Origin of the sequence: Paenibacillus humicus NBRC 102415, assembly GCF_004000905.1 — a bacterium.
GTDB classification, from domain to species: Bacteria; Bacillota; Bacilli; order Paenibacillales; family Paenibacillaceae; genus Paenibacillus_O; species Paenibacillus_O humicus.
The window spans coordinates 18886-38561 of the sequence record NZ_BIMD01000046.1; the positions used below are offsets into that span (position 1 = coordinate 18886).

A 19676-nucleotide genomic window follows, 5' to 3' on the forward strand; every position below is an offset into this window, starting at 1 on the left:
TAGAGAAAAACAGGAACGGGAGGGCGCTTGGATGAGGGTGACGATTCAAGATATCGCCAATGCCGCCAACGTGGCGAAATCCACGGTTTCCAAGGTGATGAGCGACTCGCCGCGCATCTCCGATGCGACCAAGCAGCGGATCCGCGCCATCATGCGCGAAATGAACTATACGCCAAGCAGCCTCGCGACCCAGCTGGCCCGCCAGAGCAGCTTCAACATCGGCATGCTCGTCGATATGACCCAGCGCGAGGATTTCCTCAATGCATTCTTCTACAATATCATCGGAGGCGTGGAGAGCGTCATCGGCCCGCTCAGCTATGAGCTGACGATCTCGAACGTGCAGTACCACCAGAACGGGCCGAGCTATATGGAGAGGCTGGTGCGCAGCCGGCGCGTGGACGGGCTGATCGCCAGCAGCGAGCTGCTCACCGCCGACAACACGGCCGAGATGATGGATCTCGAATTCCCGCTCGTCTCGATCGGCGAGAACGGAAGCAACGTACACTGGGTCGATTACGACAATCGGCGCGGCGGCTACATGCTGACGGAGCATCTGCTGTTGCGGGGCTGCTCCTCCGTCGCTTTCATCGGCGGCCACGTAGGAGGCAGCTTGTACGACAAACGCTTCAGAGGCTACCGCGATGCGCTATCGGCGGCCGGAATCGGATTCAACCCTGATTGGGTGCTGGAAGGAACCGCCGACGAGCATGGCGGGTATGACATGGCGGTTACGCTGTTGTCGGAAGGCAGCCGTACGGACGGCGTCGTCTGCATGAGCAACTATGCGGCTGCCGGCCTGCTGCGCGCGGCGGACAAGCTCGGCGTTCGGGTGCCGCAAGATCTTCTCGTCACCGCTTTCGACGATTATCCCCTGTCGGCATTCACCTCGCCTCCGCTTACCTGCCTTCACATCGACACGTTCGAGCTGGGCATCGAGGCGGGCAGGCTGCTCATGCAGCGGCTCTCCGATCCCGCCCTGCCGCGCCAATCGCGGCTGCTCGAGCCTAAGCTCATCGTCCGCGAATCGACGGGCTGACCTTTTATCCTTTGGGGGTCACCCCCATCATGCCGTGCAGCATGATCTGAAAGTTGGACACGTAGACCGTCCGGGAGAACTGGCTCCGGATATGCCTTGTCGCCCGGCTACGGATGCCTTCGCGCAGGCTCCTGTCGTCCATCAGCTTCAATGCCTGCTGGACCGCACCCTCGACGTCCCCCCGGGAGTACAGCTTGCCGGTGACATCATGGACGAGGAACCTGCGAATGCCGTCCGAATCCGTGGACAGCACCGGACAGCGGCATAACATCGCCTCGGCGACCGCATAGCCGAAGCCTTCCAGAATGGAGGTCGAGCAGAGAAATCCCCCCGAATCCCCGATCAAGCTCATATAGTCCGCCATCTGGCTATGGGGAATATTGGAGTGGCGGATCACTCTGGAGGCTCTCGGCGAGGTCGCCAGCCAATGCTGGAACGCCTCCTGCTCCGGGGCTTCGAACAGCGCCGCATCTCCAAACATCCACATTCGCAGGTCTGGCTTGAAATCCATGAGGCGCTCGCCGATGGCGATAAATTCCCTCCAGTTCTTGTTCGCCTCGATCCTCCCCACCCATCCCATGACGGGATATGGCGGCGGCGGATAGTCGCTGTAGCCGAAGTTCTCGGTATCCAGCGGATCGTCAAAGCAGAATTGGGGAATTTCCGGAAACCGGGATCTCATCAGGTGCTGCAAATGAGCGGTCTGGGGGTACAACAGCCCATCAGCATGCTGCCGGATCAGCGCCGTAAACGCCGTTATCGTGCTTGTCGCCGTTTCCAGCGTGCCCAGGCCCTGCACCTCATAGATCAGCCTGCCCCGATAGCCGCTTTGCCGGATTCGCTCCAGCGTGAAAATATCCGTACAAACGACGACGGCATCATACTGTTCGCGGAGGACCAGAGCCTTGACAGCCTCGGGATCTTTCAGTACGAAGGTGGGGATGTCACGGATGTTGCTGAATCCGTTCCCGTCGTGGGTATACAGGAGATGCACCTCATGCCCGGCTTCCATCAGCGCCTTGCCCCGAATCCGGTTGAGCGTCTCCATTCCCCCGCTTGGATTATAGAAGGTCAGCAGCAGTTTCATTCCCTCTCATCCTCCTGCGGCGATGATGCCGCCGATCAGTTGGCGAAGCCGGTCCGTGTAGAACAGCTCCAGAAATATATTCGGCTTTACCGTCGACGGGCCTGCCGTCAGCCGCGGGACGGCATTTCGGGTACCGATGGGGAAATAAAACGAGATGGCGTCCGGATTCTGATTGGCCCGAATGTATTCGAACAGGGCATCGACATCATGCGGCAGCGTAAAGGCATCCTGCCCCAGCACCATCACATACGGCGTCGTCACCTCTTGAAGGGCATGGTGGATAGCCGGCGTGACGCCGACCCCGGGCAAAAATTCGAATTTCGTCGTCGGATGGGAGAGCTGGGAAAGCACCGAAGCCGGCTGCCCGTCGTATGAAAGGTCGATGACATGGCAGCGGTAGTTGCTGTACGTCTGCTCATACAGGCTCTCCAGAGCCGTCTTCTCTTCCTCCAGAGCCGTCACGAGCGGGAACAGCACGGTCAGCTCGGGCTTGATTCCTCTGCGGGTGCGCGCCTGCAGCCGGGTCTGATGGAAGGCATGGCGCCATCTGCGATGCTGGGCCGGCGCCTGCAGCGATGCCGAGATGCTGTGCTCCGAATTGACACGGTAATCGACCAGTTCGACCGGGATATGCCGGATGCGGCAATGATCGGTCAGGCGCAGCCAGAAGTCGTAATCCTCGACCGGCTCCATGCCATATCCGCCGATCATGCGGGCAAATATCGCCTTATACATGAACGACACCCCGACAATGCTCGATTCGAGCAGCTTCTCCTGCGGCTGCGCCTGGTATTGGCGCCGAGCAGCCAGCTCCGCTTCCGAAGAGATCACGTTGCCATGATCGTCGATGCCCCGGAAGGAGCTGTATACAAGTCCGAGCTCAGGCGGCCCCTTGGCAAGCTCCCGGCGCAGCACCTCCACAAAGCGGGGGTGATACACATTGTCGCTGGAAACCCAGGTCAGGTATACAATGGACGGGTCCTTGAACAGGATGTCGAACCCGGTGTTCAAGGCGCTTGCCACCCCTCCGTTGACCGGACATACGACGATTTCCACCCGTTTGTCTCCCTGCGTCCCGGCTCTTACAAGCGGTTCCATCTCCGGAGCGCCATCCACGACGATGACGAGGCGGAACCCTTTGCGGGTCTGGTTCCGAACCGAATGAATAGCCGCGCTGAGCAGCGCCGGATCCTGCTTGTAAACCGGCATGACAATGCCGACATCCGCCATCGCCCGCACCTCCCGTGGTCAATATCGCATCTTTCATTTTATGTAGCTCTCCCCCGTCTCATGTCGGTTTCCGGGGGAGGCTTGGCCTCCAGTCACGCAGACACAGGGTGTTAGCCGGAATATCCGGTGAAGTTGAAGCTTTCCGGTCCGACCCTCAGAATGCCCGCAACCGAAGAGGTGACGTACACGCTGTAGGTCGCCGCCGAGCTCGTCGACGCCCCGGAATCGGAGCCCTCGAGGCTTATCGCCCGGGGGCCGACTTCCGCCGCCTGGATCGCCTGGTTGAGGGAAAAGACGTTCACGCCCGCAGCTGCGCTGGCCCCTCGAACCACATAGATTGAAACCATCGTATCCGCCGGCGTCGTCGGCTGCTGGAAGGTGACCACGCCGGAGAACTCGACCCGGATGAGTCCGGATGTGCCGGCGGACAGATTCAGCGTCTGCTGCGCGACCAGCTGAAGGACTCCCGCCGTCGGAATCGGGATGGACAGGGAGTTGCCGTAGCTCGCATTCTGCGATGCGCGTGAATCGAGGAATATCGTCATCTCTATCACCTCTTCTATTAACATAGCATTCCTCTCATCCTATGCCGCTAGATTCCGAAGTGACCTGGGCACCCGCCGCAAGCAGCTGCCCTTGCAGGCGCGCGGAGCGGGCCGGATGCACTCTCGCCTTCCGAGAAGCACGGCGCCGATCGCCCTCAGGGATGGAAAAGCCCGCATCCGTAATGGCGGATGCGGGCGGAAGATGGCTATAAGGGCCGGATCATTTCTTGGCCGAGGAGTAATAAGAGCGCAGGGCATCGCCCACTCCGAGCGGATTGCGCCGAAGATCCTTGGCGCTGAAGAACAGCTCTCCCGTCACGCTGCCGGTCAGCTGATCGTAATCCAGCTGACGGATGATTTCCGAGGAGCTTTGCCATCCCGCTTCGGCCGTTCCCAGCTTGTAGGGAGAGTGGCCGATATAGAGATCGACTCCAGTGCCCTTCACCGTTGCCGTCCACCACTCCGCAACCTTCTCGTACGGGGCGGTCGGATGCGCGAAGCTCCAATAGATCTGCGGCGCCACATAATCGAGCCAGCCCTGCCGCACCCAGAGGCGCACATCCGCATACATGCCGTCATATGTGCTCGTGCCCGCCTTCGTATCCGAGCCCTCGGGATCGGCGGATTTGTTGCGCCAGACGCCGAACGGGCTGATGCCGAAGCGTACGGCGGGCTTTTGCGCATGGATGCTTTCGCTGAGCTGGCGGACAAAGGCGTTGATGTTGTCCCGCCGCCAGTCGGCCTTGCCCTTCAAGCTCCCGGCGCTGTACAGCTTATAGACGGCTTCGTCGTCGAACGAGCTGCCGGACGGATAGAAGTAATCGTCGAGATGCACGCCGTCGATGTCGTAACGGGTTACGACCTCCATGATGGCATCAATAATGGACTGGCGGGCTGCGGGTATGCCGGGATTGATGTAAGGCTTGCCGCCCGAGCTGACGATCCATTCCGGATGCTGGAGCATGATGCTGCCGGGATCCAGCTTCGTCGTGTCGGACGTGGTCGACGCCCGGAAAGGATTGAACCAGGCATGGAATTCCATGCCTCTCCGATGCGTCTCTTCAATCATGAAGGCCAGCGGATCGTAGTCCGGGGCCAGACCTTGCTTGCCGGTCAAATAAGAGGACCAGGGGACGAGAAGGCTCGGGTACAAGGCATCTCCCGACGGCCGCACCTGCACGAAGGCCGCATTCATCCCGAGCCGCTGCAGGTCGTCCAGCAGCTGCACGTATTCCTGGCGCTGCTTGGCTCCATCCTTGTACGAAGCCGTTGACGGCCAGTCCAGATTGTAGACGGTCGACACCCAGGCTCCGCGCAGAGGCGCCTGCAAGCCCGGGCCCGGAACGACCGTGCCGCCGCCGGGCTGCGAGCCCGAGCCGGAGCCCGGCTGGCTCCCCGTCCCCGTACCTGGCTGAGCTCCTGTTCCGGTGCCGGGGTCGCTGCCCGTTCCTGTTCCCGGCTGAGCCCCTGTTCCAGACTCGCCTCCCGGTCCGGCCGGGGAAGACAGCGAGATTTTTCGGCTGGAAGCGTTCCAGTCGACGCTCAGCCCTAGCTGTTCCCCGACAAATCTCAACGGAACCATCGTCCGGCTCTGCTTCGTCTCCACCGATGCGTCCAGCGATATTTTGGCGCCGTTCACGACGGCGTAGTTCTGTCCCATCCTCAGGGTGATGACGCTGCCCGACATGGAGATCCGGGCCGTCTTCTCTTTTGCGGACCAGTCGACGGTAGCGCCCAGCCCTTCGCTTACGACGCGAAGAGGCACCATCGTCACGTTGACCTTGGGCAGGATATACGGCGGGGCTTCACTCGCCAGCTGTTGTCCGTCCAGATAAATGCCGATGGCGGATGCCGCCGACGCATCGGCCTGCCACGCGCCCGGAACGAATGACGCTGCCGTTGCCGCGATCAAGGAGAGCGCCAGCTTCCTGCGGATGCTCCCTGCCGCTTCTGCTCGGTTGAACCTCATGTGAACGTCTTCATTCCTTCCTCTGTGCATACTTTTCCGCTGGTTCTTGCGAATTTGCATCAGACAGTTAGACGCCGGCTTGACCGCAATAGTTGCTTTAATCTTCCTCTTCATCCGAAGGAGGAAAACGGTCATATCCCGTAAAATGATGTAGAAACAGGCGATTTCACGGGGCAAAAGCCTAAATTCAGAGGAATTCAGCCTATAATTGAATATTCTGATTATTTAAATAATTGTAAAGATGAGGTATAATGAAATCACTCCACAGGGGAAGGGGATAGTCCAATGGAGACGGTTAGCGAAGCGTGTCCCGAAGCCGACGGCAATGCCGCCAGGCTGGCAAGAAGAGAGCAGCTGATGCTGCTGAGCGGGCATGCGGGTCCTGAAGTCTGTTGCGTACATGAACCGGTAATCCAATCTGTATGGAGAAAGCGAAATCTAAGAAGGAAGCAAGCGTCAGGTTACGCAAGCTGCTGGGAATGGAGTGTAAGCGTCTAATTGAATAGGAACTGGTTAAGCAGGAAATAGGGCTTTCGGTTGTCAGCGGACAAGCGAAAGCCCTATTTGTGCTTGAAGGGACTCAAGCGGGTATACTAAGCAGAAATCTGTTCAGGAGGCCGCAAATGCTCATGCTTACGTTGAATAATCTGGAGCATCCCCTCTGGCCCGCAGCCCGCCGGATCTACGAGGAAGCGTTCGCTCCGCACAGCCGCAAGCCGGAAGCGCTGATCCGCGCCATGCTGGAGCGAGGCCTTGCTCTCGTGCATATTCTCGCCGAGAGAGACGGCGGCGAGATGTGCCCCGTCGCCATCGCTCTCGCAGGCCCAAGCGGCGGCGGACGCGTGCTGGTCGTCGACTATCTCGCCGTCGACTTCAGACGAAGAGGCCATGGATACGGAACCCTCCTGCTCGCCAAGCTCGACGAATGGGGCGGACGGCATGCCGCCGGCGCGCTCGCGCTGCTGGTGGAAACCGAGGCAGAAGCTACGGCAGACAACCGGCGCCGGATCCGGTTCTGGGAACAAGCCGGCTTCCATGCTACGGGGTATGTCCACCGCTATATCTGGGTGCCGGAGCCGTACCGAGCCCTCTACCGTCCGTTCTCCTCCGGCAGCGGCCTGAGTCGGGACCAAGAAGCGCTGTTTCTGGAAGGCGACGGCCAACAGCTGTTCCGCTGGATATCCGACTTCCACCGGCGCTCGTACAAGGGGTTCAAGGAAGAGGACTGATGGAGGAATGCGTACGGGTCAAGCTTGCTTGGGCAAAGGGCCTTCTGCGCCTCATCCGCCCGCTTGCTCCAACCGCCCCCTGCCATCAGGCAAACGCCGGCAGGAGGTCGGCATGCGCCTCCAGCATCCGGTCCAGCGCTGCATAAGCCGTTTCCTTATCCTCGATAGCCGGATCCAGATCGACTGCCTTGCGGGCAAGCTTCCGGTCTCCGGCAACCGCGGCTTGAGCTACAAGCTCATGCACGTCGGAGAGCTGGCGGATGACTTCCGCCAGCGCAGGCGGCAGTTCCGGAAGAGGCTCGGCTTCCAGCTTGCCGCCGCGAACTCGGACCGGCACCTCAACAATTCGTTCCGGCGGCAGCTCCTGAATCGCATGGCCATTGGCGACGTTCAGAATGTCCAGACGCCCGTCGCTTCCCGCGGCGAGCGACAAGGCGAGACCAACCGGATGCTCCCAGCTACCGTGTCGGAAGATGCCGGAGTCCTTGGCATCGAGCGTGCCTGCGGCGATTGCCCGAAGCTCCTCGAGCCGAAGGCTGCGTTCAGCGGCCGAGCCGTGATAAGGCGGCTCCTGGGGATACCGGATTCCCGGCTGTACGGGCAAATACTCGGCATGATGATCGACAGCCCCCGCCGCCACCGCCCCGTACTGCCCGAGCCAGCGCTTCATGACGTCCAGCTCCCGCTGCAGATCCTCGTCCAAGCCGCTCCAATCCCCGTGTTCCACGAAGCTCCTCAGCTCCGGCAGCAGATCCGCTCCGCTCTGCTTGTCCTTCATGGAGAGCACCCAGGCGAAATGGTTCAGGCCTCCGGTGACGATGTCCACCTCATGCGGCTTCCTGCCGATCAGGCCAGGCAGCAAGCCATAGCCTTGCCCGCTGCGATGGGCGATGTTGCAAAATCCGGCGACCCCGACCGAGCTGAATCTCGCCACGGCCGTCACGACTCGCGGCATCGGATTCGTGACATCGAGCAGCAGGGCTGCGGGGCAGAGCCGTTCCATGTCCCGGGCCAGCTCCATGGCCATGGCGATGGAGCGGAATGCTCCCAGCATGCCGCCAAGTCCCCCGCATTCCCGAGCCTGGTCGTCCAGTCCGAATTGCTTCAGGATATCAAAGTCCATCTTCCAGCGAAGCGCTCCCTGCGGAGCAGCAGAGAGGATGACGAAGTCCGCGCCCGGCAGCGCCTCTTCCCTGTTGTCCGTCTCCGAGACGAGGAGATCGACCCCGTGCTGCCGGGCAAGAGCCCGGCCCGCTCCTGCCATCGCGGCGGCCGCCTCCAGATTCAAGTCCACCAGCACGAGCTCTCCCTCCATGCGATGCTTGACGATGCAGTCTTCGAGGACGGTCGGTGCAAACACGAAGCTGCCTCCTCCGATCAGAACGATTTTCATCCCGCTTTGCTCCTTTGGACGGCTTCGATACTTGCGGCGCCGGACAAAATGCCGGGCTTGCCGCAGAAGTCCGTTCTTCTATATTGTAGAGAGAAGATCGGCAGGGACGGAATAACCATCCCGGCTCATCGCCAAGCTATTGTTAGCCAAAACGGACATTCCCTGCGGACGCAGCCGCCGCGTATACGGGGAGGAAGCACTCGCGGCGGGAGGTTCGCGCCGCCTATATCCCTTCCTGCAGGATGAAAAGGAGCTCGGCCATTTGGAAACCCGCGATTACCGCCCTTTTATGCTGGAGAGCCTGTCGGAACGGCTGTACCTGTACGGGCTGCAGGTCAATAACGTCCGGCAAGGATTCACCAGTCTGCGGCATGTGCATCACCGGATGGTGGAAGTGAACCTGGTTCTGGAGGGAGTCCAGGAGGTCATTGCCGGCAAGGATTCCTTCCTTCAGCATCCGGGAGATTTCGTGCTGATCCATCCGGGGCAGATTCACGAATTCCGCAGCGCGGGCAGCGGCAGCCTCACTTATGCCGTGTTCCACCTGCAATGCGATGATCTCGGCCTGACCGAGCTGCTGGAGCGAAAAAACAAAGTCCTGTATTCCGCCGGTTCCAGCCTCGCTCTCGAGCTTGCGCCTAAAATGGACAGGCTGCTCAACGAAGCTGCGGAACAAGGCTCCCGCCTCGCCGTCCTCGGCGAGGCATGCGCCATGATGGCCGCTGCGGAGAAATCTCTGCGGCTTGAGCCGGACCGCCAGGATTACGGACGGGAAGCCCTTGCCGGACGGCTGGCGGCCGAAATCGAAGGAGCGCTTGCCCAGGCATGGGACGGCGAATCCGGCATGCCCCGGATCGAGACTCTCGCTTCCCGCATCGGCCTCAGCAGCCGCCATGCCGGCAGGCTGTTCCGGGAGGTGTTCCACATGTCCCCGGGCCGCTATCTGGCCATGCTCCGCGAGCAGGAGGCGATGCGCCTGCTGGCCGCAACGCCGGCTGCGGTGGAGGAGATCGCGCATGCGGTCGGTTACCGCGACGTGCAGAGCTTCAGCCGCCCGTTCCGCAAATGGACGGGTCAAAGCCCGTCCGGGTTCCGCCGTGCCGCCGGAGAAGGCGCCGCCCACTATTTGACGCCGTTGAGCCGCCGCGGCATGGAGGGATAGGCATCCGGGCAGCCTCCCCGCGCGCAGGCCGGAGCGACGCTTTGGCCGAAAAGGGCTTGCAGCTGTCAGCTGCAAGCCCTTTTTAAGGATGGAGAAGTTATTTATGGATCAGTTTCCTTATCAGCCATATAAGAAGGACAATGAACACTACCAGCACGAGCATGCCGCTGAACCCGAATCCGCTAAAGATACGAACCCCCCTCTCGTAAGATGATTCACCCTTCCTTCCCATTCCTTCCCGTATAACCCATTTCCTGCTCACAGGAGAAAATGAGCCCGACAAAAAAACCTCCGCAGCAGCCGCTCGAAGCGGCCGACGGAGGTTGGATGAGAAGCCTGGATGCTCAGCCTTCCAGCTGTTCCTTGAGCGCCGCGGGGGAATTCTCCCACCACTCGGCGTTGTTCTCGATCAGCAGCTTTTTGAGCGCCTGCTTGTCGGAAGCCGGCAGCTCCTCCAGCATGAACCGGCGCTTGATCGCATAGTCCAGGTTGTTGACATGCTGGGCGAGAATCTTCCAGCCGCGGCGGATTTCCGGATCAACCGTCATCGGACAGGCTGTCGCTCCCGCGTAGTAGGAGCCCTCGTCGTCGCGGTCGACGGCTACCCACACGATCCAGCACGGACGGCCGTTCGGAACGGCTTCCTTGTCCGTAAGGAATTTGATGCCCTTCTCTATCTTGCTCTTCGCATGAATCGCGCCGTTATCGATATAAGCCTCGCCGCCGTCGATGATGACCGAGGATACGCGGCTGAGATCGATCGTTCCCGCTCCGAAGCCGCGATGCTCCTTGCTGCTCACGACGTTGAGCGACAGCGAGCGCTTGCCCTTGGCCGGCTGCGCCGCTTCTCCCTCCGGGCTGCCCGGGGATGGCGTTCCTTGATTTTCTTCCATTGCTGATCCCTTCTTCCGTGTGAATAATGAAGTCCAAAATGGCTATAAAAGCCCGTCAAACCGCTAGCTGGCGGGACGGGCCGGGAGTTCGTCCGGATAAATTCCATTTTAGCTAATAATCAGGCAAAAGCAAACATATACATGCCTTAGAAGCTTGTCAACGGGAGGGAACCGGTCCATGGCCTCAAGCCGAACTTGCAAAACACTGCTGCTCGCCCTGCTCTTCACGTCATCTCTTCTCGCCCCGTTCCAAGGCAGCGGACATCACGGACTTACTTCTTATACATATGCCGCTGCCGCTGCCGGAAATGAACCCGGCGTGGAGCCGGCGGCCGAGAGCTCTCCCGCCCCGGAGCCGGAAGCGGAGCCGCTGTCCCGAAGAGTGACCAACTACCAGATCCAGGTCAAGCTGAGCGGACGCACGCTGACCGGGACGGAGACGGTCACCTGGAAGAATCCCGGACGGAAAACCGTGTCGGACATGTATGTCCATCTGTATCCGAATGCCTTCTTGTCGGATAAAACCACGTTCATGAAGGAATCCGGCGGAAAGCTCCGGGACGACAAGGCGACGGCCGGCAGCACCGGCTACATGCGCCTCGACTCCTTCAAGACGGAGGATGGAGAGAGCCTCCTGCCTCGGGTCCACTATGTTCAGCCGGACGACGGCAACAAGGACGACTACACGCTGGCCAAGCTCAAGCTGCCGCAGCCGGTCGCTCCGGGCGAGGAGGTCACGCTCCAGATCGGCTTCACCGTCGGGCTTCCCGAGGTGTTCGCCCGCATGGGCTATTCGGGGGATTTCACGATGGCGGGGCAGTGGTTCCCCAAGATCGCGGCCTACAACACGACCAGCACCGGCACGCGCAGCGCGGAAGGCTGGAACGTGCACCAATACCACGGCAACTCGGAATTCTACAGCGACTTCGGCGTGTATTCCGTCAAGATCGAAGTTCCCGTCGGCTACAAAGTCGCTGCCACCGGCGTCCAGACGAAGCTCGAAGCGGCCAAGGGAGGACAGCAATATACGTTCTATGCCGAGGACGTGCATGACTTCGGCTGGTCCGCCTCGCCCGATTTCCTTTACAGCGAGGAGCCTTTCTCCGCTCCCGGCGTTCCCGGAGTCCGCATCAAGCTCTATCTCGACCCGCTGCACAAGGAGCAGAAAGAGCGTTACATGCACGCCGCCAAATCGGCCCTGGCCAAATACGCCCAGTGGTACGGCAGCTACCCGTACAGCACTCTCTCCATCGTCGTTCCTCCCAAAGGGGCCAATGGCGCCGGCGGCATGGAATATCCGACGCTCGTGACCGCATTCGCCGCCGAGACGGACAATCCCGGCTACAGTCTGGAGCGGACGGTCGTGCATGAGATCGGCCATCAGTACTGGTACGGCATGGTCGCCTCCAACGAGTTCGAGGAAGCCTGGCTGGACGAAGGCTTCACCTCCTACTCCGAGGACAAGGTCATGGAAAGCGAATACGGAGTGGAGCCCCGCACGGCGCTGGAAGCGAGCTACGTCACCGATCCGGCCCCGCTCAAGCTGCTTTCCTGGTCGTTCGGCTCGCACAGCCGGTATGCGGACAATGTCTACAGCCGCGCCAAGCTGGTGCTGACCGGCATCGAGAACCGGGTCGGCACAAACATCATGAGCAAGATCATGCGGACCTATTTCAACCAATATAAATTCAAGCATCCGACCACGGCGGACTTCAAGAAAGTCGTCGAGCAGGTCAGCAAGCAGAACTGGGACGACTACTTCAGCCAGTTCGTGTACGGAGGCGAGATGGCCGACTATTCAGTCGCCTCCATCCGCGTCTCCAAGGCAGCGGACTCCGGCGCCTCCAAAATGTACGAGTCCGACGTACTCGTCAAGCGGGGCGGCGGCGTCTACGGTCCGGTTCCGGTCACCTTCAAGTTCGCCGACGGCTCTACGGCCTCCCGCACCTGGGACGGGGTGGAATCGGATATGCTCTACAAGCTGACCGCTCCCTCCCCGCTGCTCTGGGCCGCGGTCGATCCGGACCGCACCAACGTACTGGACAACCGGCAGATGAACAACTTCCTGAAGGCCGAGGCTCCCCGCAAGCAGGAGGTCCGGATCAGCCTCGGCATCGTGAAGTTGCTGGAATGGATTGCGGGAGCGTTCGCCTGGTAGCGGCCCGAAGAGAGGAGAGTCTCAAACGTGTCTACTTATCTCAAGCAAGGGTGGCGCCTGACGATCAAACATCTGCCTGTGGCCGTCGCCCTGTTCCTGTACCGGTTGTTGTGGGGATTTTTCCTCTACCGTTATGTCGACTCCATTATCGGACCGCTGCTTCGGCGGTATCCCGGAGCGAACGAGCCTTCGCAAGGGGCGGATGCCTTGTTCTGGGCGGAAGCCCAGTTCCGGCTCATGAAGACCGATCTCGCCCAGCCGTTCCTGTGGACGCTGGCCGCCCTGCTCCTCTCCCGCATGATCGTCACGCCGCTCATCAATGCCGGCCTGTTCTATTCCATCCACCATGCGGCGGCGGGACATGAAGGCGGCACCCTATTCCTTCAGGGCATGCGCAAGGCATGGAAGCCGGTCCTCCTTCTCTATTGGGCGGAAACGCTTCTTGCCGCCGCTCCTCTCTGGTGGCTGGGCTCCCGGGCGTGGGATGTAGTCAGGAACGGCTCCTCTCTGCAGGAAATCGCCGTCAGCATCTTGCCTTGGGCGGCAGCGTGGCTGCTGTGGATCGGGATTCTGCATCTGCTCAGCCTCTCCCTCCAGTTCGGAGCGGTATCCAGGCTCAAAGTTTCGGCGTCCGTGTCGGGCGCCTGCAGACGGCTGCTCCCTATGGCGGGCCTCAGCCTGATCCTGCTCCTCTTCTCCGGCGTCATCGGGGCCGGCTTCAGCGCCGCAGCGATGGGATGGGCCGGATTGGCCGCCCTCGTCATCCAGCAAGCCTATCATCTGGTCCGCACGCTGCTCGACTTGTGGCTGCTGACATCACAGTACGCTTGCTGGGAGGATTCGCGTCACATTAGTTGACAAAGCGATAATTCCATCGTACAATTGTGAAAATTCTCTGACAATTAGGACTTGTTTTCAAAGAGCGCCTGCCGGTTTAATAACTTCTCAGGCAATCGGGAATCCTATCGTTCCGCTCGATTCACAGATATCGAATCCCGGCGTTCGGCAGACTGACGGGCTCCCGCTCCCCATCCGCTGTCTGCCTCCGGATGTGACGGGCATCGACAGATGCAAGCGATGAAAACAACGAATGGGCATGCTGTAAGCGCAGTTTACCGCACACACAATCGCCGGCTCTCTCGGAGCCGCCCCCATACATCGAACAGCAGAATAGAGAAAATAATCAAACCAGAGAGGAAAATCGAACGATGACCGAACAAATTCAAGCTTATTATGAAGAGCTCCACCAATCCACCGCCGAGCTGCTTTACCGTTTTGAGCATTACGACCTGAACCCCAACGCCGGCAAGGCCCTTGAGGCGATCAGCAGCGAACACGCCCGGCTCAGCCCGGATGCCGGCAGCCTGCAGGAGGAAGCCCTGATGAAGCTGGTCGGAATGAGATCCCGGCTGCTTACCCTGATGGAAGACGTCCTTTATACCGTTTGATCCAGCCGCGGAATCAGGCAAGCCCCGCCTTCTCATGGAGAAGGCGGGGCTTTTTTTGGACTTGCAGGCCACGGCGCAGAAATCGGGACGAGTCGCCAATATCATCTGCTGCGGGGAGAATAGCTCCCCTATAAACAGCGATGTAAACGCTGTCCTCATCCCTTTGAAACATGAGAATTATTAGAAAATGTCGTTTTCGGAAGGAGAAGCGGCGAAAAGCAAGAATATGTCTTCCAGTATCATTCAAAATGCCGAATTCCGTTGAACATGGAAACGGGGGAACCACTTTCCGGGTGAATTGATTTTGGGCGTCGCCAGTCATTCTCACGCATGCCGCAGGAATCATAGGGAACCTTCAACCGAACCCCACAGCTAACCTCGTAGGCTCTGGAAGGAGCAACTCAAGCTTGAAGAAGAAAGCAGCAAGCCTCATCCTCGGAATTTCTCTGCTGTTCACTGCAGGCGTAGGCAGCGCAGCGGCTGATTCCAAAATGGACGGTGTCATCAGCGATCTCGTCGGCACGCCGTACAAGACGGCCGGAACGACGACGAGCGGATTCGACTGCTCCGGATTCACGTCCTATGTATTCAAGCAATTCAAGATCTCCCTGCCGCATTCTTCCGCTTCCCAAGCAGGCTTGGGCAAGAAAGTCGCGAAGGCCGATCTCAAGGCGGGCGACCTCGTGTTCTTCAATACGAGCGGCCGCGGCGTCTCGCATGTCGGAATCTATGTCGGGGACGGCAAGTTCGCCCACTCCTCGTCGAGCAAAGGCGTCATGATCAGCAGCCTGAGCGATTCCTACTATACGAAGCGTTACGTGTCCGCACGCCGGATCATGGACGACACCAAGTACGAAAAATACGCCGACGATCCAGCCGATACGGTTGACGGCAGTCCCGATGTGGACTAGCCTGTCCTGAATCCGGATCCCCCCTTGCGCAAACCGCAGCAGCCGGCCCTTCGGGGCGGCTGCCAGCGGTTTGTTTGCTTTTTGGACTTGTCGGCGCCAAGGCGGCTGCAATTTCCAGCCCATTCCTTTCCTTACCCCCGCTGATCCAGCTGGAAACGGATTCCATGCCGATCCGCCGTTTCCTGAAGCTTTTTTTCCTTTCCGCTCGTATAAGCTTGAACAATGCGAACGAGCAAAGGAGACCTTCATGCAGCAAAGCCCTATGACGGGCGGACAAAAGGGCCGCAGCCCCAAGTCCGCAGGCCGGACTCAGACCCGGCGCAGAAACGGCCTCGGCTGCCTGCTGCTGGCCGTAGGACTTGTACTGGCAGCCGCAGCCCTGTTCAAGCTGGAGAAGCCGCGCCTGTTCGACCGGGTCGTCCCTCCGGGACTATACCGGGAGGTGCCTCCCGTAACGCAGCTGCATCCGGTGCTCGACCGGAAAAAGGACGAGCTTATCTCGCTGGCTGCCGCCAAAGGCATCAAAGTCGTCATCACCGACGGCTTCCGCAGCTCGGCGGAGCAGGATGTCCTGTACAGCAAAGGCCGGGATGGCGGAGGCTCCATCGTTACCCATGCCCGCGGCGGAGAATCCTACCACAACTACGGTCTGGCGATCGACTTCGCTCTCAAGGACCGCACAGGCGATATTATCTGGGATATGGAATACGACGGAAACAAGAACGGCAAAGCCGACTGGCTGGAGGTCGTAGCGATCGCCAAGAGTCTCGGCTTCACATGGGGCGGCGACTGGCCCCAGTTCCCGGACAATCCCCATCTGCAAATGGATTTCGGCTATTCGATCTGGGAGCTGAAAAACGGAAATCGCCCTCCGGAGGATGGAAACGCGGGCGAGGAGAAGAACTAGCAGCCGAATGGATGCATGCATGAAAACGCCTTGCGGCTTCGCAGGCGTTTTCTTCATTTTACCAATTATTCATAAATCGTTAGCACCTGCTTAATCATTCTCTCTTACGCTGTGGAAGTGCATTCATTTCTAGTAGCGGAGGGGTTTGGGGAGATGAAGAAAGGAAAAGCAGGAAAAATGCTTCTCGGAGCGGCGCTTGCGAGCGCCATGGCAGCAGGAGGAATCGGAATGGCCGAGCTGACTCCGGCTCCTGCGGCGGCAGCCGAAGCGGCCGCGACGGCCAAAGCGACGCCGTCCATTTACGTGGCTCCAATCCATAATGCCAAGTTCCTGGCGGGCAGCAAATTTGATTTCCGCGTGGAATTGAACGACTGGACCGGAAACGCCTCGGCCGTCAGCATCCAGATCAACGGCAAAAGCGCGGAAGCCTTTTTCGGCAAAAGCTTCGAGAAAACCAGCACCGCCTCAAGCTCCTCCTTCATGATCCGCGGCGTTACGCTGGACAAGCCGGGCTCCTACACCGTTAAGGTGACGGCCGGCTCCTTGTCCCGCACGGTCTCCTATGAAGCGGTGACCACCTCCGCAGCCGGCAAGAAGGCGAAAAACATCATCCTCTTCGTCGGGGACGGCATGTCGCAGCCGAGCATCACCATCGCCCGCGCAATGTCCAAGGGCTTGAGCGAGGGCAAGTACAACGGCCTCATGGAGATGGACAAGCTGGAGCAGCGCGCCGTCGTCACGACCTCCGGCATGGATTCCATCGTCACCGACTCGGCCAACAGCGCCAGCGCCTACAATACCGGCCACAAATCCGCCGTGAACGCCCTCGGCGTCTATCCGGACAATACGGAAAGCTCGCTCGACGATCCGCAGGTCGAAACGCTCGCCGAGATGCTGAAGCGCACGCGCGGCATGTCGGTCGGCATCGTCACGACCTCGGAGATCGAGGACGCGACGCCGGCCGCGGTCGTCTCCCATACCCGCCGCCGCTCGGACAAGCCGGAGATCGCCGACATGCTGCTGAAGCTTCAGCCTGAAGTCGTCATGGGCGGCGGATCGGCCTACTTCCTCCCGAAATCGGTTGCCGGCTCCAAGCGCAAGGACGAGAACGATCTCATCAGCGGCTTCGAGAAAGCCGGCTACAAATTCGTGGAGAGCGCCTCGGGGCTGAAAAGCTCCGGAACGCCTTCCAAGCTGCTCGGCCTGTTCCATACCGGCGACATGAACGTCTACTACGACCGCTCGACCAAAAACACGGCGGCGCTCAAGTCGTTCACCGACCAGCCGAATCTGTGGGACATGACCAAGAAAGCGATTGAGGTGCTCAGCAAGAACGAGAACGGCTTCTTCCTCATGGTCGAAGGAGCCAGCATCGACAAGCAGCTGCATACGATGGACTGGGAGCGCTCCGCCTACGATACGATCGAGATGGACAAAGCCATCGGCGAGGCTCGCCGCTACGCGGACGCCTCGGGCGACACCCTCGTCCTGGCGACGGCCGATCATGCCCACTCCGCCAGCATCGCCGGCACCTATTGGGAAGGCGACGGCAAGACGGGACGCGAAGCCGTACGCACCTATGAGCAGTCCAAGTTCCCGACCTACACCGATTCCGACAAGGACGGCTTCCCGGATACGCCGGATGTCGACCGCAAGCTCGCCGTCGTCTTCGGCGCCACGCCGGATTATTACGAGGACTACAAGTTCAGCTCCGTTCCCCAGGCTCCGGCCGTCCTCTCCGGAGATGCCTATATCGCGAATCCGGGAACGCTGGCCAATCCGGACGCCCCTGACAAGGATAAGTACCTCCATACGGGCACGCTGCCGAAATCCGAAAGCGTCGAGGTCCACTCCGCCGACGACGTGCCGCTGATGGCTCACGGACCGGGCTCCGAATATTTCAAAGGCACGCTGGACAATACCGAGGTGTTCTTCGGCATGGCGCAGGCGCTCGGCCTGAGATTGGACGGCAGCAAGCCGGACAAGCAGACCTGGATCGAGCTGGACGGCTTCCTGAAGTCCGTCGGAGGAAGCACTTCCTATGATGCCGCCAAAAACGTCACCTTCGTAAACGCCGGAGGAAGCAAGCTCGTGCTGTATATGGACAAGGGCATTGCGAAGAAAAACAACAAGCCGGTGCCGCTGAAATTCAAAAGCGAGAACGGCAGGCTGATCGTTACCAGCGATTCGCTGCTGGCTTCCCTCGGCCAATGAGGAGCCGCCCGGCAACACTCTTCCGTCCGGTCCCGCTGCTTGCGGGACTGACGGCGGCCGGGCTGCTGCTGGCCGGCTGCGGAACCAAGGCTCTCCCTTCAGGGGGAGAGCCTTCTTCCGTTTCGGCCGGCATCGGCGAGGCGGCGAAGGCGCCGGCGGGTGCCGACATCGGCGAGGCAAACGGGCCGAACGAAGCGCTGCCTGCTTCGGAGCCGAATGAAGGGTACGGAGATGAAGGAGCGCCGGCAGCGAGCCAAGCGGCTCCGAAAACGGACACGGCGGCCGGGAGTGCGGACCTCAGCAGCACAAGCGGCGAAACCGAGCAGGCGCAGAACAGCGAGGCCGGAAGCGCTGCCGGAGACTCGGTCGATGCAGCGGCAGGAACCGCCGCTGCCGGCGGCAAGGCAGGCCAGGCGCCGGAAGGCGGCCAGTCCGGCAGCGTCAAACCAGCCAGCGGGGCAAATGCCGCTGCGTCCCCCGCGCCGGGGACGGCAAATGCTGCGGCAAATGCTAAGCCGCAGCGGACGGCTTCCCCGCAAGCCGGCAAGCCGTCCGGCGGTACAGCTGCATCTGGCTCCAAGGCTGCCGCGGACGCCTCTCCGGCTCCGCAGGCATCTGCCGGCCCGAAAGCAAGCCTGCCCGGGAGCTCGGCTTCGCCTTTGCCGAGTCCGGCAAGCTCCGCTCCGCCGACCGTCCGCTCCAGCCTGGACGGACCCGAGACGATCCGTTTCTCCGAACTGTACGGCAAGGAAACGGTGCGGGGACTCACCTTCTCCGACAAACTCAAGGAGCTCGACGGGCAAAAGGTGGAGATGATCGGCTACATGGCTCCGCCGCTGACGGCGACCGTCCGCTTCTTCGTCCTTACCCGCATCCCGCTGGCGATCTGTCCCTTCTGCTCCTCCGACGCGGACTGGCCGTCCGATATCGTCGTCGTCAATCTGCCGAAAGGCTCGGAGATGACGCCGACCGAGCATCAGGTCAAGATTACCGGGACGCTGAGCGTCGGCTCCATGACCGACGAGGAGACCGGATTCGTCAGCCTGATCCGCATCAATGCCGACAAGACGGAGGTGCTGAAATGACGCTGATTTCCATGGAGCAAGTGGTCAAGCGGTTCCGCATCCAAGGCGGCATCATGATGCCGGTGCTGGATGTCCCGTTCTTCGAGCTGCGCCAAGGCGAGCGCAAGGCTCTGGTCGGACCGAGCGGCTCCGGCAAAAGCACGCTGCTCCACCTGATCGCAGGCATATCGCGGCCGACGGAAGGCTCCATCACCTTCATGGGCAAGCGCATGGACCTGCTTCGCGAGGCGGAGCTCGACCGCATGCGAGCCGCACATATCGGCTATGTGCATCAGAGCTTCCAGCTGGTCCCCGGCTTCACGGCGCTGGAGAACGTGCTCGCCGCCGCCAGCTTCGGCCGGGTGCTCGACAAGCGCGCCCGGCGCGGCAGGGCCGCCGAGCTGCTGGAGCAGGCCGGGCTCGGACATCG

The 19676-nt window shown here is 60.6% G+C and carries 17 protein-coding genes and 1 riboswitch; of the genes, 11 read left to right on the forward strand and 6 right to left on the reverse strand.

All coding sequences use genetic code 11. The features are described from left to right. Positions 1–31: 31 nt before the first annotated feature. Positions 32–1036, forward strand: a complete 1005-nt coding sequence (locus PHU01S_RS20895) for a LacI family DNA-binding transcriptional regulator (RefSeq protein WP_127509712.1) — start codon at positions 32–34, stop codon at positions 1034–1036. Positions 1037–1040: 4 nt separating this feature from the next. Here PHU01S_RS20895 and PHU01S_RS20900 read toward each other — a convergent pair whose 3' ends face one another. From PHU01S_RS20900 to PHU01S_RS20915, 4 genes are all read right to left on the reverse strand, one after another. Continuing rightward, complete coding sequence (locus tag PHU01S_RS20900) at positions 1041–2123, reverse strand: glycosyltransferase family 4 protein (protein ID WP_021879211.1); 1083 nt, start codon at positions 2121–2123, stop codon at positions 1041–1043. Positions 2124–2129: 6 nt separating this feature from the next. Then, positions 2130–3353 carry a glycosyltransferase family 2 protein gene (locus PHU01S_RS20905; protein WP_127509715.1) on the reverse strand — a complete coding sequence of 408 codons (1224 nt, stop codon included), beginning with the start codon at positions 3351–3353 and terminating at the stop codon, positions 2130–2132. A 110-nt stretch (positions 3354–3463) separates the two neighbouring features. Then, positions 3464–3898 (reverse strand): hypothetical protein, encoded by a 435-nt coding sequence (locus tag PHU01S_RS20910; protein WP_127509719.1) that lies wholly within the window; start codon positions 3896–3898, stop codon positions 3464–3466. Between the two features lie 220 nt (positions 3899–4118). Next, entirely contained in the window at positions 4119–5867 is a 1749-nt protein-coding gene (locus PHU01S_RS20915; RefSeq protein ID WP_053086997.1) for a family 10 glycosylhydrolase, read from the reverse strand. Positions 5868–6496: 629 nt separating this feature from the next. Between PHU01S_RS20915 and PHU01S_RS20920 the strand changes: the two genes are divergently transcribed. Further along, complete coding sequence (locus tag PHU01S_RS20920; protein WP_164763142.1) at positions 6497–7096, forward strand: GNAT family N-acetyltransferase; 600 nt, start codon at positions 6497–6499, stop codon at positions 7094–7096. An 85-nt stretch (positions 7097–7181) separates the two neighbouring features. On the opposite strand, the gene PHU01S_RS20925 is transcribed toward PHU01S_RS20920, so the two are convergent. Then, positions 7182–8489, reverse strand: coding sequence for a family 4 glycosyl hydrolase (locus tag PHU01S_RS20925; protein WP_049868706.1), 1308 nt, complete (start codon positions 8487–8489; stop codon positions 7182–7184). Positions 8490–8628: 139 nt separating this feature from the next. On the opposite strand from PHU01S_RS20925, the gene PHU01S_RS20930 reads away from it, so the two are divergent. Beyond that, positions 8629–9651, forward strand: coding sequence for a helix-turn-helix transcriptional regulator (locus PHU01S_RS20930; RefSeq protein ID WP_127509726.1), 1023 nt, complete (start codon positions 8629–8631; stop codon positions 9649–9651). 344 nt (positions 9652–9995) lie between these two features. On the opposite strand, the gene PHU01S_RS20935 is transcribed toward PHU01S_RS20930, so the two are convergent. After that, positions 9996–10544 (reverse strand): YwhD family protein, encoded by a 549-nt coding sequence (locus tag PHU01S_RS20935; protein WP_021879202.1) that lies wholly within the window; start codon positions 10542–10544, stop codon positions 9996–9998. A 178-nt stretch (positions 10545–10722) separates the two neighbouring features. Here PHU01S_RS20935 and PHU01S_RS20940 point away from each other — a divergent pair, with 178 nt between their 5' ends. From PHU01S_RS20940 to PHU01S_RS20975, 8 genes are all read left to right on the forward strand, one after another. Further along, on the forward strand, positions 10723–12702 hold the full coding sequence (locus PHU01S_RS20940; RefSeq protein WP_127509729.1) for a M1 family metallopeptidase: 1980 nt from the start codon (positions 10723–10725) through the stop codon (positions 12700–12702). Between the two features lie 27 nt (positions 12703–12729). Further along, on the forward strand, positions 12730–13560 hold the full coding sequence (locus PHU01S_RS20945) for a hypothetical protein (RefSeq protein WP_127509732.1): 831 nt from the start codon (positions 12730–12732) through the stop codon (positions 13558–13560). 350 nt (positions 13561–13910) lie between these two features. Next, the gene (locus PHU01S_RS20950; RefSeq protein ID WP_048747395.1) at positions 13911–14150 is read left to right on the forward strand and encodes a hypothetical protein; all 240 of its coding nucleotides are present in this window, start codon (positions 13911–13913) and stop codon (positions 14148–14150) included. Positions 14151–14389: 239 nt separating this feature from the next. Beyond that, positions 14390–14552: riboswitch (cyclic di-AMP (ydaO/yuaA leader) on the forward strand. Positions 14553–14557: 5 nt separating this feature from the next. Further along, positions 14558–15061 carry a C40 family peptidase gene (locus PHU01S_RS20955; protein WP_048747396.1) on the forward strand — a complete coding sequence of 168 codons (504 nt, stop codon included), beginning with the start codon at positions 14558–14560 and terminating at the stop codon, positions 15059–15061. Between the two features lie 247 nt (positions 15062–15308). Then, the gene (locus PHU01S_RS20960) at positions 15309–15968 is read left to right on the forward strand and encodes a M15 family metallopeptidase (RefSeq protein ID WP_246029293.1); all 660 of its coding nucleotides are present in this window, start codon (positions 15309–15311) and stop codon (positions 15966–15968) included. A gap of 153 nt (positions 15969–16121) precedes the next feature. Beyond that, the gene (locus PHU01S_RS20965; RefSeq protein WP_246029294.1) at positions 16122–18182 is read left to right on the forward strand and encodes an alkaline phosphatase; all 2061 of its coding nucleotides are present in this window, start codon (positions 16122–16124) and stop codon (positions 18180–18182) included. Then, positions 18179–19267 carry a hypothetical protein gene (locus PHU01S_RS26430; RefSeq protein ID WP_218032484.1) on the forward strand — a complete coding sequence of 363 codons (1089 nt, stop codon included), beginning with the start codon at positions 18179–18181 and terminating at the stop codon, positions 19265–19267. The genes PHU01S_RS20965 and PHU01S_RS26430 overlap by 4 nt, the downstream gene beginning before the upstream one ends. After that, positions 19264–19676: ATP-binding cassette domain-containing protein (locus tag PHU01S_RS20975; RefSeq protein WP_246029295.1), on the forward strand; the 413-nt coding region annotated here is incomplete at its 3' end. The genes PHU01S_RS26430 and PHU01S_RS20975, both read left to right, overlap by 4 nt.

What these genes read in the sequence shown, in the direction of transcription:
- PHU01S_RS20940 (WP_127509729.1), top strand. Translation starts at nt 10,723, where the DNA reads ATGGCCTCAAGCCGAACTTGCAAAACACTGCTGCTCGCCCTGCTCTTC.
- PHU01S_RS20950 (WP_048747395.1), top strand. Translation starts at nt 13,911, where the DNA reads ATGACCGAACAAATTCAAGCTTATTATGAAGAGCTCCACCAATCCACC.
- PHU01S_RS20900 (WP_021879211.1), bottom strand. Translation starts at nt 2,123, where the DNA reads ATGAAACTGCTGCTGACCTTCTATAATCCAAGCGGGGGAATGGAGACG.
- PHU01S_RS26430 (WP_218032484.1), top strand. Translation starts at nt 18,179, where the DNA reads ATGAGGAGCCGCCCGGCAACACTCTTCCGTCCGGTCCCGCTGCTTGCG.
- PHU01S_RS20895 (WP_127509712.1), top strand. Translation starts at nt 32, where the DNA reads ATGAGGGTGACGATTCAAGATATCGCCAATGCCGCCAACGTGGCGAAA.
- PHU01S_RS20965 (WP_246029294.1), top strand. Translation starts at nt 16,122, where the DNA reads ATGAAGAAAGGAAAAGCAGGAAAAATGCTTCTCGGAGCGGCGCTTGCG.
- PHU01S_RS20915 (WP_053086997.1), bottom strand. Translation starts at nt 5,867, where the DNA reads ATGAGGTTCAACCGAGCAGAAGCGGCAGGGAGCATCCGCAGGAAGCTG.
- PHU01S_RS20960 (WP_246029293.1), top strand. Translation starts at nt 15,309, where the DNA reads ATGCAGCAAAGCCCTATGACGGGCGGACAAAAGGGCCGCAGCCCCAAG.
- PHU01S_RS20910 (WP_127509719.1), bottom strand. Translation starts at nt 3,898, where the DNA reads ATGACGATATTCCTCGATTCACGCGCATCGCAGAATGCGAGCTACGGC.
- PHU01S_RS20925 (WP_049868706.1), bottom strand. Translation starts at nt 8,489, where the DNA reads ATGAAAATCGTTCTGATCGGAGGAGGCAGCTTCGTGTTTGCACCGACC.
- PHU01S_RS20920 (WP_164763142.1), top strand. Translation starts at nt 6,497, where the DNA reads ATGCTTACGTTGAATAATCTGGAGCATCCCCTCTGGCCCGCAGCCCGC.
- PHU01S_RS20905 (WP_127509715.1), bottom strand. Translation starts at nt 3,353, where the DNA reads ATGGCGGATGTCGGCATTGTCATGCCGGTTTACAAGCAGGATCCGGCG.
- PHU01S_RS20935 (WP_021879202.1), bottom strand. Translation starts at nt 10,544, where the DNA reads ATGGAAGAAAATCAAGGAACGCCATCCCCGGGCAGCCCGGAGGGAGAA.